Here is a 14,292-nt window from a genome sequence, read left to right on the forward strand (position 1 = left end):
AAACGCACTTACTGGTCGTTCTGTCGCTTTCTGAGTTGATCCTTGATCTTCTGAACCCGCTCGGGCGGTATTGTCGGCCCGGCCTCTTGCATCTTTCGCACCTTGGCCTCGGCCCCGGCGATCAGGTCGTGGATATGCTGCGCCTCTGGCAAGTTTTTCCAGTATTTCTTGGGCATTTCTGATGTCATCGCCTGTATCTTGACCCGTGCCGGGTTGAAGATGTTGCAGAAATAGGTGCCCCACAGCGCCTCTGCCGCGTCTTCGGGCAGGTCGGGTTTCGGCTGGCCGGGGTGAAAGGACAGGTTGCCATCGACAAATTGCGCGGTGACATCTGGGGTGGCGATCATCCAGTCCATATCGGCAAAGCGGCGGGCAAAGAATGGCGCAGTGGGTTCGACCGTGTGATGCGTGGGTTCAAACCAGGCGGCAAAGCTGCGCCTGTCACCGCCCTGGCGCAAGTCACGAAACCGCACAAAGGCTTTCATCTTGTGCTGGCAGCGGCGCACCGCCTTTTCCATTTGCCGCAGTTTAGCCAGTTCCGGGTCGGCCCGGTCCTGCATGACGCCGGGCTGATGCCGCAGTCGCCATAACAGGCCGTATAACCGGGCAAAGCGTTGCGGGTCCTTGTGCCAGACCACCACGTCCGCCATCTGCACAAAGCTTTTGGGGGCCTTGACCTTGCGGCTGGGTGGGGGCAGGGGCGTTGCGGTGGCGAAAAGCTCGCCCATCCCGGTCCCATAATCCCAAAGAATGTCAGCCGGGCGCACACCGGCGCCGATCAATCGCTTGGCCGCATCACGCCATGCCATATCGGTTCCGATGATAGGCAGTGGAACAGTGTACATCAAAACAGGCTCAACTGTTCAGGGGGTGGTGCAAAACGGGCGCGCAAATTGCTGCTGTCAGTCAGGTTGCCAGGTGTCCAGCCGCGGGTAGTGATGAACGCCTTTGCCTTCTTTAGTGATGCGCCCATCCGCAACAGATCGTCGTAGCGTAATGCCCGGTGCCGCCGTGTCTGCAGGATCCGGCCTACCGTCCGCGTGCCAAAGCCGGGGACACGCAACAGCATCTCCTTGCTGGCGCGGTTGACATCGACGGGGAACAGCGCCCGGTTCTGCAGAGCCCAGGCGAGTTTCGGGTCAATGTCGAGATCGAGGTTCCCATCGGTCCGCGCCGCCGTGATTTCACCCACATCGAACCCGTAGAACCGCAGCAGCCAATCGGCCTGATAGAGCCGGTGTTCCCGGATCAGCGGCGGTTTGATCAGCGGCAAGGCGGCCGAGGAATCCGGGATCGGTGAAAACGCGGAGTAGTAGACCCGGCGCAGCCCGTAGTTGCCATAAAGCCGGGTGGACTGCCCCAGGATGGTGGCATCGGTTGATCCATCCGCCCCCACGATCATCTGGGTCGACTGACCTGCCGGGGCAAAGCGTTTGGGGCGCTTGCCGGTATAGCTGCGCTCGCCTGCCACGGCGGACCGCGTTTTGACATCGCCCATCGCCTTGCGAATGGTGGTCGGGTTTTTTTCGGGCGCATAGGCCCTGACCCCCCGATCGGTCGGCAGCTCGACATTGATCGACAAGCGGTCGGCATAAAGCCCGGCTTCCTCGATCAGTTCGGGGGCGGCATCCGGAATGGATTTGAGGTGGATATAGCCCCGAAACCCCTCATCCTGACGCAGCCGCTTGGCGATCCGCACCATGTCGGACATCGTTGCGTCCGGTGACCGGATGATGCCGGAGGACAGAAACAACCCCTCGATATAATTGCGCCGGTAAAACTCGATGGTTAGCTGCACGACCTCATCCACGGTGAACCGCGCCCGGCGCACGTTGGACGACACCCGGTTCAAGCAATAGGCGCAATCATAGATGCAGAAATTCGTCATCAGGATCTTGAGCAGGCTGATGCAGCGCCCATCCGGCGCGTAGGAATGGCAGATGCCCGATCCTTCTGTCGACCCTAGCCCCTTGCCATCACGGCTATCGCGTCGGGTCGTCCCGCTGGACGCGCACGAGGCGTCATAACGGGCGGCATCGGACAGAATGGCAAGCTTTTCGGAGAGGGCGAGTTGGGTCATTTGTTCATGATATGTTCTCATTCGCTCATGGGCAAGCCCGGCGTCAGGACAAAGCGTCGCGGCGGTTGGTGATGTCGATCAAAAGGCGGTCGGTTACGGCCACATAGGACGCTGCGCCTGCGTTCGCATAAACCTGTCGCGCCAATTCAAGATATGCCTGGCCCTGATCAAGCCGCGACACACCGCCGGTCAGGTCGAAAAAAGCGATAGCGACCTTGGCCAGATTACACTGTATCTTCGCCCATTCGAGCGCGCTACTCTCGAGGGTGCAATGTTCGGTAGCTGCGTTGAGTGCGGCGACAGCCTGTTCAAGCCTGTCTTCATCACCTTCTTGTATACCAAGCGCTGTCAGCGCATGACCGAGGTTGTTCTGCGAGGTAGCCCAGTTCAGCGGAAGCTGGTCTTGTTTTCTTACCGACAGGGCTGCGGTAAACGCGGTGACCGCTTGGTGTAGCCTGTCGGTCCGGCCTTCCCGTATTGCAAGGGATGTCAGCGATTTGCCCAGATTGTCCTGTGTCGTGGCCCAATCCAAGGGAACCTTGTCCTGAGTCCGCTCCTGAAGCGCGGCATTAGAGGCAGCAATGGCCTGCTCCAGCTGTTCGGTGCCGTCTTCACGCTCTCCCAGTGTGCAGAGCGCATTCCCCAGATTGTTCTGCGTCATGGCCCAGTCCATTGGTGCTATGTCCCGGGTCCTGACCTGCAAGGCGGCAGTATAAGCAGCTACGGCCTGTTCAAGCTCCGCCGTGCCGCCTTTGCGCTCACCCAAGATTGCCAATGTGTTGCCGAGGTTGTTTTGTATCGTGGCCCGATACTGTGGCGGACTGTCTGGAGTTTTGACTTGCAGAGCTGCGCCAAAGGCGGTCACAGCCTGCTCCAGATGGTCCGTGCCGCTTTCGCGTGCGCCAAGTATGGCCTGCGCATTTCCCAAATTGTTCTGGGTCATGGCCCAGTCTGTCGGGCTTTGGGACCGATCTCTTTTGTTGAGTGCGGACGTATAAGCGGCGACGGCCTGTTCAAGCCTTTCTGTGCCGGTCTGGCGCTCCCCCAGGAGACACAACGCATTACCCAAATCATTGAGAGCCATACCTTGCTGTTTCTTGCTCTGGGATAGCGCGACACTGCGCTCTGCAAGGTGCATCGCAACCTCCAGATCAAACCGCAGTCCCCTATCCCTTCCGCGCCGGTACCATTTGTTCTGCAGGCCGCGCAGGTGATCAAAAGACGCGTTTGGTGGGACTTGTATCTGCAGTTTGGCGAAACGCAGTGATGCGGCTTTCCTTGGATTGTTGTCCAGCCGCGCGATCTCAACCCCACGATCCAGTAGCCGGATCTTGCGGGCAGTGTGGGCGGCTTCTTCCTCGGCCAGTGCCACGTCAATAGCGTCGCCAGCGTCGACATAGGCACCTTGTGCCGCCAGATCCGCCACCCGCCTCAGCACTGCATCAACGAAATCGCCCTGGTTGGAGGTGACCCGCCCTTCCTGCTGAACGCGCACCGCCACATCCATTGCATTCTGCAATTCCAGCCAGGCCTCGCCCACATCCGTGATCCCTTCGGAGTAGCGCTGGGCTAACCGGATGATGGCTTTCTCCGTGATCCCTTCGTCACGCAACCGGTCGGCCTGGCCCGATTTTTGCGTGCGCTCGAGCAAAGCCTTGAAGATGGCGGGCTGAATCCACTGAATGACCGCTGGGTCCTCGAGGACAGGTGTCAGCGTTGCGATGATGACGGTGGTAAAATCCCGCAGTGCGATGTCAGTTTTGTGTGCGGGGTCTTTGGCTGTTGTTGTGATCTGATGGCACAGGCTGTCAGCGATGGCCGCCGCATTCAAGTCGTGTCGGACAAACGCGGTCTCATTGGGCTGATACTGGCCCAGCATCTGCACCACGATCCGTTTCCGCTGGTCGGCTATCTGGGCGCTGGCCAACGCGGTTTCCATCAGCCTTGCCATCTGTTGGGCCAGCGCCTTAACCGGCTTGTCCGCGGATTTGTAGATCGCGACGCCCGACAATGCGGCGGTTATCGTGGTCGCTGTACCAGCCGCGATAGTCAGATCTGCGGTTGTCGCAGCCACTGCAAAGGCCGCTGCGATATTACCGCCATGAAGGGCCCTTTCGAACATGCCACCCCTTATCTGGTCGATTGTTTGTTGTTCAAAGGAACACAAACCTGATCGTCAGACTAGTCACAATCACAGATTGATTGGTGTCGGCTGTCCGCATCGAGAAAGCAAAAATGTGGGTTGTGCTGGCAGATACGCTGTAGACCGTCGACCCGGTTGGTTCGAACCGCTCCCATCTGGTCAAGGGAAGTGGATCGCAGTCCAAGTGCAGATGTTTTGCATGATCCGCACCGTTCCACCGGGCCCAGAAATAACGGTCCCTGGTTATTTCGCCCCTTGCCCCGGTCAGGCGGCATGGATAAACGGGTCAGCGGAGACGTGGCCGAGTGGTCGAAGGCGCTCCCCTGCTAAGGGAGTAGGCGGGAAACCGTCTCGAGGGTTCGAATCCCTTCGTCTCCGCCAGACACACCTTTTAATATTTTGATATTTATAATAAAATATCTCAATGGGAATTTTCGTTCCCACACCTGTTCCCACACTTGATCGCTGTTTGGTTTGGTGAAACGCGCCAAATTTGCTTACTCGCTTTCCCCCGTGATCAGCCGTCTTTGGTCGTCACGGCTGATTTGGCCATAACTGCGCAGGGCGGTGAGGGGGCCTGTGTGGCCAAGGCTTTGGGCGTTGGCGATGAACTCGGCCACCGTTTTGCCGTTTTTCGCGGCGTGGCGGGCCAGCATGTGTCGGAAAGCGTGCGGGCCGTAAGCAGGCAGACCGACGGCATTAAAGGCGGTATTGACGATCTTGCGCACGGGTTGGGTGGTTTTCCAATGCGCGCGGGTGAAGCCGTTGGCGGCGAAGCCTTTGTTTGACTGCGCCGAAAGGGCCGTCGCTGGAAAGAGCGGGTCATCGGGGCTATAGAGCGCCACCTCGTCGAGATAGGTCAACCAGCCGCGCAGAGGGGCCTCAGCCTCGTCAAAGTCCTTGGCAAAGAACGTGTCGATGCGTTTGCCGAACTTGGTGGCCATCCCGCGCGGGTTTTGGGTTACGGATTTTTCTGCCAAGTCCACATGCTTGATCTTGAGCGAGGTGAGCGCCTCGACGCGAATCCCTGTCAGGCAGAACAGGGCGAAGATCGCCTTGTCGCGCATCTGGCGCGGTGTTTTACCCGGCATCATGGCCAGTGCGCGCTTGGCTTGGTGAAGGCTGGGCGCTGGGCGTTCGGGGGCCGCGCGGGCCTCCGCCTCATCGCGCCTGGAAAGCTGGAAATAGCTGGCATCGGCGGGCCTGACCCTGCGCCGAAAGCACTCTTGCTGAGAAAGCCACAACGTAAACTCGCGCAACGTCGCCATGATCGCGCGGGTGGTGGGTTTGGTCAAAGACTTACCGCTCGCGCCTTTGGCATGATCCAGATGCGCGCGGAAACCCACGGCCCAATCGATAGGGAACTTGGCGAAATCCTTGCGCTTGTTCCACGCATCGAAGCGCTCAAGATGGGCAATCTCGGGGACCAGAGTCTTGTTCGACACTTGTTCGAAGTGCTTGCGATAGGTCAGGAAGTCGCGCTTGATCCGTTCGTTTTTTTCGTTGAGGTTTGTGTCATAAGAGCCTCTGATTTGCTCGATTTTTACCTGTCAGAAACCCTGCCAATCGCGGCAGGCTGGAATTGGAAGAACAGGGGGGCACCTGTCCGCCTCTTTAATGTCGATTCTGGGCGTTTGTTTCGGAAGCCGCCTTGGATGACTAGGACGGTTCACCGCGCAACGCCACATCGAAGAAATCGGTAATCGTAAGAACGCTTTCACACGCGATTGGTTTGTGCATGATCGTGTCGCAGGTCTCGCACAAAGCGGTGAGTTTCGCACGCGCGCCATCGGTCTCACAATCGACAAGTCCGCCCGCTGGTTTGCGTGCCGCACGGCATTTGAGGCAATAGAACTCGCCCAGCGACAGTTGGGATTTTCGTGCCTGCCACTGGCCCTAAATAAAGATAATTAGCGCATCGCCACGCACCAGCGTTGGCCGCTTGCTCGTCATGGCAGTCAATCCTTGCTTGATCCACGCCCGAATGGTGCGGTCAGAGACGCCGGTAACACCCGCCGCCTCTGGGATAGTGTAGCAGTAGAGCGACTTGATTCCGCTGAGTCTGGCTGATTTTGGCATCGGGTCTTACGCCTCGTGCCTTGCCAACCATTCGCGAATAGCATCCACTCGAACGAGCCGCCGCGTGCCGATTTTGGTGCTGGGCAAATCGCCCTTGGCCAGTGTCGCGTAAAGCGCGGTGCGCCCAAGGCCCGCAAGTCGCGCCGTTTCATCTGGGGAAACCGCGATAGGGGCGTGTTTCGGATTCGTGTTGTTCAGGTCTGTCATGGTTCAAACTCCACCGTGAGAAGGTGGGTGAACCGTCGCGGACGTAGGGTGGATCAAAACAGGGTTTCGGTTTTCATCCAGTTTTCATCCACTCCGAAACATAGGCCTTCATAGTGGACAGTTTGGGCGGGTGGGTATTCTGGTTTCGTATGCCATAGGCGTGCAACACGGCCTTGGCTTCTTCGTTGCGCCCATTCTCGGCCAATCCGTGCGCGGCACGTTCTACCAGCAACGCGTACAAGCGGCTACGGTGAAGACTCGGTCGCCCTCCTCTTTGACGTGGCGGGGCTCCTACCACCTCAGCGACGCTCACAAGCTTGCTCAGGCGGGTCGCTCCTGAAGCCAGGTGCACCATTTGGACCAAAGTGCGGGTTGTGGCGCTGCGATATTGCATCTGGCCAGCGGCTGAGACGACAAGCACATAGTCGCGCCGTATCTCTGCGCGCAAGGCAGTCTCAAGGTCATCCAGATCATTGCCACTCAATGGACACGGGTGAAAGTATGCCACCGCCCGCTCGCCGGGCGTAGTCGTCTCCTTTCAAGTCTTCTTGTGTCCAGCCTGACGGTCCCCGGCGGGCATAGTGTCCGCTAAGCCATGGATGATTGAGCCGTGCCGTGTGGCACAGGCATCGCTTGATCTGAACGGAATGAGATTTTGTAGAGGGCGGGCACCCAGAAGAGTGCCAGGAAGGCAGCGAGGCCGAGTCCGCCGATCATCAGGGTCGCCATCGGCTCCCAGAGCGCGCCGCCGGCAATCGCCATTGGAAGCAGCCCAATGACCGTCGTGAGCGAGGTCAGCAGAATGGGTCTCAGCCGCTTGCGTGCCGCCGTGACGATGGCGTCAGAGACCGATTTGTTCGCGCGTTCGAGGTCGATCTGGTCTATGAGGACGATCACATTGTTGGCGATGATGCCCGTCAGAGCGAGAAGACCGAGAATGCCGAAGAAGCTCAGCGGTTGACCTGTGGCGATCAAGGTCGGGCCGACGCCCGCGATAACAAGGGGCACAGCCGCCAGAGTGATACCGACACGGCGGAAACTGTTGAACTGGATCATCAAGGCCAGCACCATGACAATGCCCGCCGCCGGCAAGCCCGCACTCAAAAGCTCGCGCACGTCGCCAGCCGCTTCGATCTCTCCGCCGATATGGATGTTGTAGGCGGGACCAAGGTCTTCTGCGATCCGGTCAAGCTCGGGCTGGACGATGGCAAGCAGGTCGTAGGCCGACATCGACTCTGGAATGGCAGAGACGGTGATGGTTCGCTGCTGATCGACCCGCCGCAGCGTGGCAATCTCAGGTCGCGGAACGACATCGGCGAACTGGTCAAGCGCGAGGATCTGCCCGTTGGCCTCGACTACCGCGTTTGCGATAGCTTCGAAATTCGTCCGATCATCAGCCGCGCCGCGCAGAACGATGGGGATCATATCGTCACCCTGGCGCAGCGTGCTGAACTGGCGTCCGTCGAAGAAGGCGCCAAGCCCCTCGGCGACATCCTGCGAGGTCAGGCCATAGTCACGCACGCGATCCTGTGCGATCCGGATTGTCCCGGTCAGTTGCCGTCCGCCCCAGTTCTCGCGGTTCTGGATCAGGCCGGGCACCTCACCGAAGGCCGCGCGTACTTCCAAGGCCGCGTTGAGCAACCGGTCCGCATCGGGTCCGGAGATCTCCACGTCGACCGCCGGTTCGCGTCCGCCCATAGCAAGCCGCTTGAGCCGGACACTCGCACCCGGAAGGGCCTCGGCGACGTAAGCACGGGCCCGGTCGAGCACGGCGTCCGAGCTTTCGAAGTCGGTGGTATTGATGATCAGGAAGGCCGAAGCCGGGTCGACATCTGCCGGATCGAGCGACAGCACAAACCGCGGACCACCCGCGCCGATATAGCCCGTGACACCTGTCACCTCTGGGTTCTCGTCACCTGTCAACCAGTCGGTCAGCGTGTTGGCGGTGGCCTCGGTTGCCGTGATGTCGCTGCCGCGGGGCAGATCGATGTAGGCCAGGATCTGCGCCCGTTCGCTCAGCGGGAAAAGCTGTTGGCGCACGTTCCCCATCTGGCTGGCACCCGCGACGACGATCACGATGACCGCGAGGATGGCCACCAAAGGTGCACGGACGATCCAGCCCACGACCTTGCCATAGCCTGCAGAGAGGTAGTCGAATGGGCCACGCCGCTTGGCCGATTGCGTCTTGGGTTCCGGGATCGCCCAGACCGCAAGGCGAGGCAGCAGGTACAGCGCGGAGAGATAGCTGCCGACGAGCATCAGCATCACGACCGTTCCGAGCGAATAGCCGTATTGGCCCTCGGTCCCTTCGAGCAGGAAGAGCGGCAGGAAGGCGGCGATGGTGACCGTCGATGCGATGCCAAGCGGCAGGGCAAATTGCCGACCTGCAGCCAAAGCCGCCTCGCGGCGATCCTCGCCCTTCGAGATGCGGCTTTGCATGTCCTCGATCATCACCACGCCATTGTCGACGAGGATGCCGAGGCTGATGATGATGGCGGCAATGGAGACCTGTTGCAATTCAACACCGAAGGTGGGCATCAGCGCGAAGGAGAAGCTGATCGCAAGCGGCACGATGGCCGCGACGACGAGCGCGGTTTTCAGCCCCAGAAAGACAAGCATCACAAGAAACACCACGGCGATGGTTTGCGCCATGTTGACGAGTGCGCCGTTGACGGAGGCCGAGACGACATCCGGCTGGAACGTGCTGACCGTCGCCTCGATACCGATTGGCTGGTCGGCCACGAAATCGTCAATCACCCGTTCGAGTTCTGGCCCAAGCGCGGTGATATCGACGCCTTCGGCCATCTCGACCGCGACGACCACGGCAGGTTTGCCATCCTGAAACACAGGCCGCGAGGCCGGTTCTTCGGTGCCGAGAGTAACGGTGACGAGATCGCCGAGCCGGATAAGCTGGGTGTCGCCTGTTGGGGTTGGCAGATCGACGAGAAGGTTTTCGATATCCGCGACCGAGCGGAAATCGCCCGTCGTCTCAAGCGGCACGCGGGTGTCCCCCGTCACAACACTTCCGGCTGGCAGGCGGACGTTCTGGCTGTGCAGTGCCGCAAGTACGGGGTTGAGCGTTGCACCAAGCGACGCAAGCCGCGCGCGGTCAACTTCCAGCGTGACGACCTGGGATTGCGTGCCATAAAGCGACACGGCGGCGACATCCGGCACCGCATATAGCCTGTCGCGCAGGTCTTTCGCGGCCTCTTCGATCTCGGGCAGCGTGAAACCATCGCCCGTGATCGCGACGGTCGCGACCGCCACGTCCCCGAAATCCGTGTTCACGACCGGACCGCGTGTGCCGTCGGGCAGGCTGCGGGCCATCGCGTCCATGTTGTTGCGGATCTCGTCGAAGACCGTGGTCAGGTTTTCTTCTGCAACGCTGTCGGCCAGATCAGCTTGTAGCACGGCGACGCCGCCGGTGATCTGCGTGCGTACCTCATCGACACCAGGAATGGCGCGCGCCGCTTCTTCGAGTGGCAGGGCAATCAGTTCTTCGATCTGCGCGAGGCGTAAACCAGGGTTCGCCGCCGTTACGATTGCCGTGCGGATGATGATTTCCGGGTCTTCCCGTTTCGGCAGGCTGAGGTAACCGGACAGTCCGATCGCGACGGCGAGCATCATCACAAGGATGCTGAGGCGGGATTTGTCGATCCCGAAGCGTGTGAGAGCAGTCATTGGCTTGCCTCCGATACTTTGACAGCGGCGGTCTCGGCCACCCGCACGATCTGTCCCGGATTGAGGAACGAAACACCGGCGGTCACGACGCGATCGCCCGTCGCAAGCCCACCTGTGATGTAGACGAGGTCTTCGGCAACAGTGCCAAGCGTGACATCCGTCAGTTCAAGCTCTGCGCGGTTGTTGCCGACCGATCGGGCGACGAAGACCTGCGCGGTAAATGGCGGTTCGTCCATGGCTACATCGCGGCCGAGAGCGATGGATGAGAGCGGCAGTTCAATGGCCTGTTGGGCCTCCGGGATCGGCAGATCGAACATCACTTCCACAGCCATGCCAGAGCGTAACTCGGGCCGGGTTTCGTCCAGCGTCACGACGATCGGGAAAGACGAGACCGCTGCGGCGCGTCGACCGATTTCCGTCAGCGTGGCGGGCAAGGGTGTGCCTTCGCCATCGGTCGGCACTACGGAAACGCTTTGGCCGAGTTCCAATGTTGTGACGACGTCGAATGAGACCAGAATGGTGGCCTGTAGCCCTGTATCCTCGTAAAGGGTCAAAATAGGCTGGCCCGGCTGGACGCTGCCAAAGGCCTGCACGTTGATCCCATCGATGATCCCGTCGAATGGTGCGCGCAAAGTCGTGTCGCCAAGCGTGCTTTGCACCAGATCGAGGTTGCGTGCGGTCTGAGTGACACGAGCGTCTGCCTGATCTGCTTGCGTGAGCGCGCGGTTCCGCGCGGCCTCAGAGACGACATTGCGTTCGAACAGCGCTAATTGCCGATCCGCTTCCTGTCGGGCATTCGCGGCAGTGGTCTCGGCCTCGACGAGCGCGGCTTCCGCCTGCTGTAGGCGCAGCGCGGCATCCTCTGCCTCGACAGTTGCTAGAACATCCCCCCGGGTAATCTCCTGTCCGATCCGCAAATCGATGGGCCCGAGGCGTCCACCCACGTCGAAGGCGAGTGGCGTGAGTTCTGGCGGCTGCAACACGGCCGGGAAGCTGCGCGTCCGTACGGCATCCGCCGTCGTCGCAACCTCGGTGCGCACCATCCGCGGCTCTGCCTCAGGTGCGGCGACCTCTTCTTCCCAACACCCTGCTAGAATGAGGGTCGAGAGAAATAGAGCTGGAGCTTTTGAGTAAACCATTGGAAGCCTTCCTTCCTGATTGATTGGTGATGGTCGCGCAGCGTTGGGCAGAATGGTGGAGACGGCCCCCGTCTGCAGGCGCCGTTTACATGTTGCCGACCTTCTTGTGGTTGGCCACGAGCCGGTGGAGACCCCGGACAAAATCCCAAATCGCAACGATCCCACCCATGAAGAGCGTTCTGACGGCCCGGAAAGAGAACGGCGGGACGGCCTTGAGTTCGCGGGACTGAACTGGCTCGCCATTCGCGAGAGCACCCAGGATCGCGTCCATGTCCTCAGCATTGTTCCAGATGCTGCGAAACAGGATTTTCCCGTCAGGTGCGATCACGAAGATCGAGTTCGGCATGGTCCCGTAATTGCGGTGCGCAGACCCGTTCACGTCATCGACGAGGATCGTCCGGTTTTCGTGATAGCGCCGCTTGGTCTTCTTGGCGGCGTCGATCTTGTCGGCCTCTGTCCGGTGTTGCGGCTGAAGCTCGCCCGGATGGGCCTCGCGTACGTACAAAAGCACATGGTCGAGTTCGGGATATTTTTCCATCAACTTCATCATCGGCGGAACGCTTTGCGCGTACATTGGGCAGGTCATGCTGCCCGTCTCAAGAACGAGTGGCTTGTCATTCAGGTAATCGGCAAGATGGACGATCTGACCGTCCAGCGTGTGCAGTTCGGCATCCTTGAACGTGTCGCCGGCCTGAAGGCCCTCATCGACGGTAAAGTCGTATTGTTCGGGTGTGAACCGACGGTAGCCATAGGTGTTCGATTGTGTGTTTGTCATCGAAATTCTCCTTTGATGCGGTTTCAGGTTATGCGAGAGCCTGCAGGGCGAGCACGGCGATGAGCGTGCTCAACGTCATCAACAGTCCGCGGTGATGCAGCAGCGTCAGCGCGCCGAGGCCGTCGCGGACGGCGAATACGTCTCCGTCCGAGGGCACGGTGTCGACTCCGCGGATATCCTTGAAAAGACGGGCAACGATCAGGCCCAGCTGCACAAAGAACAGTGTCGCCAAAGCGATGCCGGCGGTCGAAAATCCGGTCTGCACCAGCAGGACGATCACAAGAAGCGTCGCGGTGCCCATCGTCGTCATCATGGTTGGCGGCAGCAGGTGGATCACGCGCTTCAGGATGGCGTGCACCTTACGGGCTTCGTCGTCGCCGACATGTGCCGAACTTGGCGCCCACATCAGACGCCAGACCGGTTTTTCGATCAGCGAAAGCACCACGAAAATACCGGTGCCGAGGCCGAGCAGGCCAGTGAGGAGTGATATCAAGACATCGGCCATTGCGTTTCCTTTCTTGAGTTTGTTCGGTCGGCCTCGTTGACAAAGACGTTCGAACTGATCATGTTGTCATCGTCTACATAGAGTTACATGTAGGCGTTGTCAACATTAAGAAGGAAGATAAAGTGAACGCGCCTTATCATCACGGAAATCTGCGCCAGGCCCTGCTGGATCGCGCGATTGAAACACTCGGTGAAAAGGGGGTGGAAGGCCTAAGCCTGCGAGGGTTGGCGCGCGACCTCGGCGTCAGCCACGCGGCACCGCTCCGCCACTTCGCGACTAAGTCCGATCTCTTGAATGCGATTGCAGTGGAAGGCGTGGGCAGCCTCTTCGCCGCGTCAGAAGCCGCGGATGCCGACCCACCCGGACCAGCCCGACTGCGCGCCATGATGCTGGCCTATATCAACTGGGCCAAAGACAATAGCGCCCTCCACCACATCCTGAGAAATCCCGACGTGATGCGTCATGCGTCAGAGGATCTGACGGCCTTGATTGCGGGCTTTGCAAGTCGGTGGCGGAAGGAGATCAAAGCGGCGCAGGAAAGTGGATGGCGTAGCGACGTTGATCCCAATATTCTGTTTCTTCACATCGTTTCGCTGACAGCAGGCACGGCAATCGTCACAACCGAAGAGGTGTATCAGCGTCGGGTCGCGACACCGGAGACTCTGTCGAACATCGAAGCGTCAATAGATCTGTTCTTGGGTTAGCTTTCGCGTGCTCAACAACAAGTATCTCTTGAGGACGGATTGGGAAACGCCGTGAAACCATTGCTTTTGCAGCCGGATTCATGAAAAAACTCGGATGTTGTCAAACAAGCCGTCGGTTTTCCGCATAGCGCATATCGGGAATGAAGTTATCGGGCATTGTTCTTCGGAATGGCTTAGTCGGTTGGGCGCCGAGGCGGTCACCACAATTCTCATAAATAACTACGCCAGGATGCGCGAACGCAGAACAAGTCGGACGGTCACGATAGTGAAATCACTAGCGCCGAAACTGCCGTTGAGACGTGGCCGCATAATGTCTGCGGCACGGAAAACACCTTCGGCATCCATCGCTCCTGAAATCATGGACGACACGCCTTCAATTGGCGTTTGGTTCAACGGCATTTCGGTCAAGCTCAGCTTCGACACTTCGGCGATCACGACCGTCGGCATCGCAGCAACCGCGATCATTGCGGTGGTCGGAAGAGAGTCATGGAATTCGCCTCCTGTTGGCCCTATTTAACATACTCACCAGTTCATAAAGTTGCGAGAATCAAAAGACTGATGAGTTCAGAAAAATAGTCGGCGCGGTCGTCCGGCGATCACAGATTACGGCAAAATCATCGACGCGGTCACCGATAGGTTTTGGGAAAAGGGCTTTGCGGAGATGACGATCAGCGATCTGTCTGAGGCGAGTGGAGCCTCAAGGGCCAACCTTTACAAGCTCTACGGGGACAAGATAGCCTTGGTGATCGCTGCGCTTGACCGATATGCCGCAAGGTTTGATGTGCGGGTCATCGAAACTCTGAGAAATACCAATGATCCCGGTGATGCTGTAGAAACTACGCTTAGTGCGAGTGCCAGCCGATCGAGCGACCCTGGTAAGCCGGATGGCCTGCTGCCGGTTTCGTGGACACCGAGATAAGGTGTTTATGAAACTGGAGAATCTACATGACGAGAAGAGTGTTCAGCCGCGAGTTCAAGC

General features: G+C 59.3%; 13 protein-coding genes and 1 tRNA gene. 3 read left to right on the forward strand and 11 right to left on the reverse strand.

Annotation, left to right across the window (positions count from 1 at the left end):
* Window positions 1–8 precede the first annotated feature (8 nt).
* From ACFWW4_RS07555 to ACFWW4_RS07565, 3 genes are read right to left on the reverse strand one after another with little or no spacing between them, the layout of a single operon-like run.
* On the reverse strand, window positions 9–845 hold the full coding sequence (locus ACFWW4_RS07555) for a TIGR03915 family putative DNA repair protein (RefSeq protein ID WP_411890275.1): 837 nt from the start codon (window positions 843–845) through the stop codon (window positions 9–11).
* On the reverse strand, window positions 845–2,080 hold the full coding sequence (locus ACFWW4_RS07560) for a putative DNA modification/repair radical SAM protein (RefSeq protein WP_411890276.1): 1,236 nt from the start codon (window positions 2,078–2,080) through the stop codon (window positions 845–847). Before ACFWW4_RS07560 ends, ACFWW4_RS07555 begins: the two co-directional genes overlap by 1 nt.
* Window positions 2,081–2,123: 43 nt before the next feature.
* Window positions 2,124–4,202, reverse strand: a complete 2,079-nt coding sequence (locus tag ACFWW4_RS07565; RefSeq protein ID WP_411890277.1) for a tetratricopeptide repeat protein — start codon at window positions 4,200–4,202, stop codon at window positions 2,124–2,126.
* 312 nt (window positions 4,203–4,514) lie between these two features.
* On the opposite strand from ACFWW4_RS07565, the gene ACFWW4_RS07570 reads away from it, so the two are divergent.
* A tRNA-Ser gene (locus ACFWW4_RS07570) sits at window positions 4,515–4,604 on the forward strand.
* A 116-nt stretch (window positions 4,605–4,720) separates the two neighbouring features.
* Here the strand turns inward: ACFWW4_RS07570 and ACFWW4_RS07575 are convergent.
* From ACFWW4_RS07575 to ACFWW4_RS07605, 7 genes are all read right to left on the reverse strand, one after another.
* A complete protein-coding gene (locus ACFWW4_RS07575; RefSeq protein WP_411890278.1) occupies window positions 4,721–5,668 on the reverse strand; it encodes a tyrosine-type recombinase/integrase in 948 nt (315 codons plus the stop codon).
* Window positions 5,669–6,119: 451 nt separating this feature from the next.
* Window positions 6,120–6,302, reverse strand: coding sequence for a helix-turn-helix domain-containing protein (locus ACFWW4_RS07580; protein ID WP_411890279.1), 183 nt, complete (start codon window positions 6,300–6,302; stop codon window positions 6,120–6,122).
* 6 nt (window positions 6,303–6,308) lie between these two features.
* The gene (locus ACFWW4_RS07585; protein ID WP_411890280.1) at window positions 6,309–6,509 is read right to left on the reverse strand and encodes a helix-turn-helix domain-containing protein; all 201 of its coding nucleotides are present in this window, start codon (window positions 6,507–6,509) and stop codon (window positions 6,309–6,311) included.
* A gap of 588 nt (window positions 6,510–7,097) precedes the next feature.
* A complete protein-coding gene (locus ACFWW4_RS07590; RefSeq protein ID WP_411890281.1) occupies window positions 7,098–10,190 on the reverse strand; it encodes an efflux RND transporter permease subunit in 3,093 nt (1,030 codons plus the stop codon).
* Window positions 10,187–11,329: an efflux RND transporter periplasmic adaptor subunit gene (locus tag ACFWW4_RS07595; RefSeq protein ID WP_411890282.1), complete on the reverse strand. Its 1,143-nt coding sequence runs from the start codon at window positions 11,327–11,329 to the stop codon at window positions 10,187–10,189. Before ACFWW4_RS07595 ends, ACFWW4_RS07590 begins: the two co-directional genes overlap by 4 nt.
* An 85-nt stretch (window positions 11,330–11,414) precedes the next feature.
* A complete protein-coding gene (locus ACFWW4_RS07600) occupies window positions 11,415–12,104 on the reverse strand; it encodes a deiodinase-like protein (RefSeq protein ID WP_411890283.1) in 690 nt (229 codons plus the stop codon).
* 28 nt (window positions 12,105–12,132) lie between these two features.
* Window positions 12,133–12,609 (reverse strand): hypothetical protein, encoded by a 477-nt coding sequence (locus ACFWW4_RS07605; protein WP_411890284.1) that lies wholly within the window; start codon window positions 12,607–12,609, stop codon window positions 12,133–12,135.
* A gap of 122 nt (window positions 12,610–12,731) precedes the next feature.
* Between ACFWW4_RS07605 and ACFWW4_RS07610 the strand changes: the two genes are divergently transcribed.
* Window positions 12,732–13,313 (forward strand): TetR/AcrR family transcriptional regulator, encoded by a 582-nt coding sequence (locus ACFWW4_RS07610; protein WP_411890285.1) that lies wholly within the window; start codon window positions 12,732–12,734, stop codon window positions 13,311–13,313.
* A 219-nt stretch (window positions 13,314–13,532) separates the two neighbouring features.
* Here the strand turns inward: ACFWW4_RS07610 and ACFWW4_RS07615 are convergent, their stop codons facing one another.
* The gene (locus tag ACFWW4_RS07615) at window positions 13,533–13,778 is read right to left on the reverse strand and encodes a hypothetical protein (RefSeq protein ID WP_411890286.1); all 246 of its coding nucleotides are present in this window, start codon (window positions 13,776–13,778) and stop codon (window positions 13,533–13,535) included.
* A gap of 151 nt (window positions 13,779–13,929) precedes the next feature.
* Between ACFWW4_RS07615 and ACFWW4_RS07620 the strand changes: the two genes are divergently transcribed.
* Complete coding sequence (locus ACFWW4_RS07620; protein WP_411890298.1) at window positions 13,930–14,232, forward strand: TetR/AcrR family transcriptional regulator; 303 nt, start codon at window positions 13,930–13,932, stop codon at window positions 14,230–14,232.
* Window positions 14,233–14,292 lie beyond the last annotated feature (60 nt).

The sequence above is a fragment of the Yoonia sp. SDW83-1 genome, assembly GCF_046762885.1.
Taxonomy (GTDB): Bacteria; Pseudomonadota; Alphaproteobacteria; order Rhodobacterales; family Rhodobacteraceae; genus Yoonia.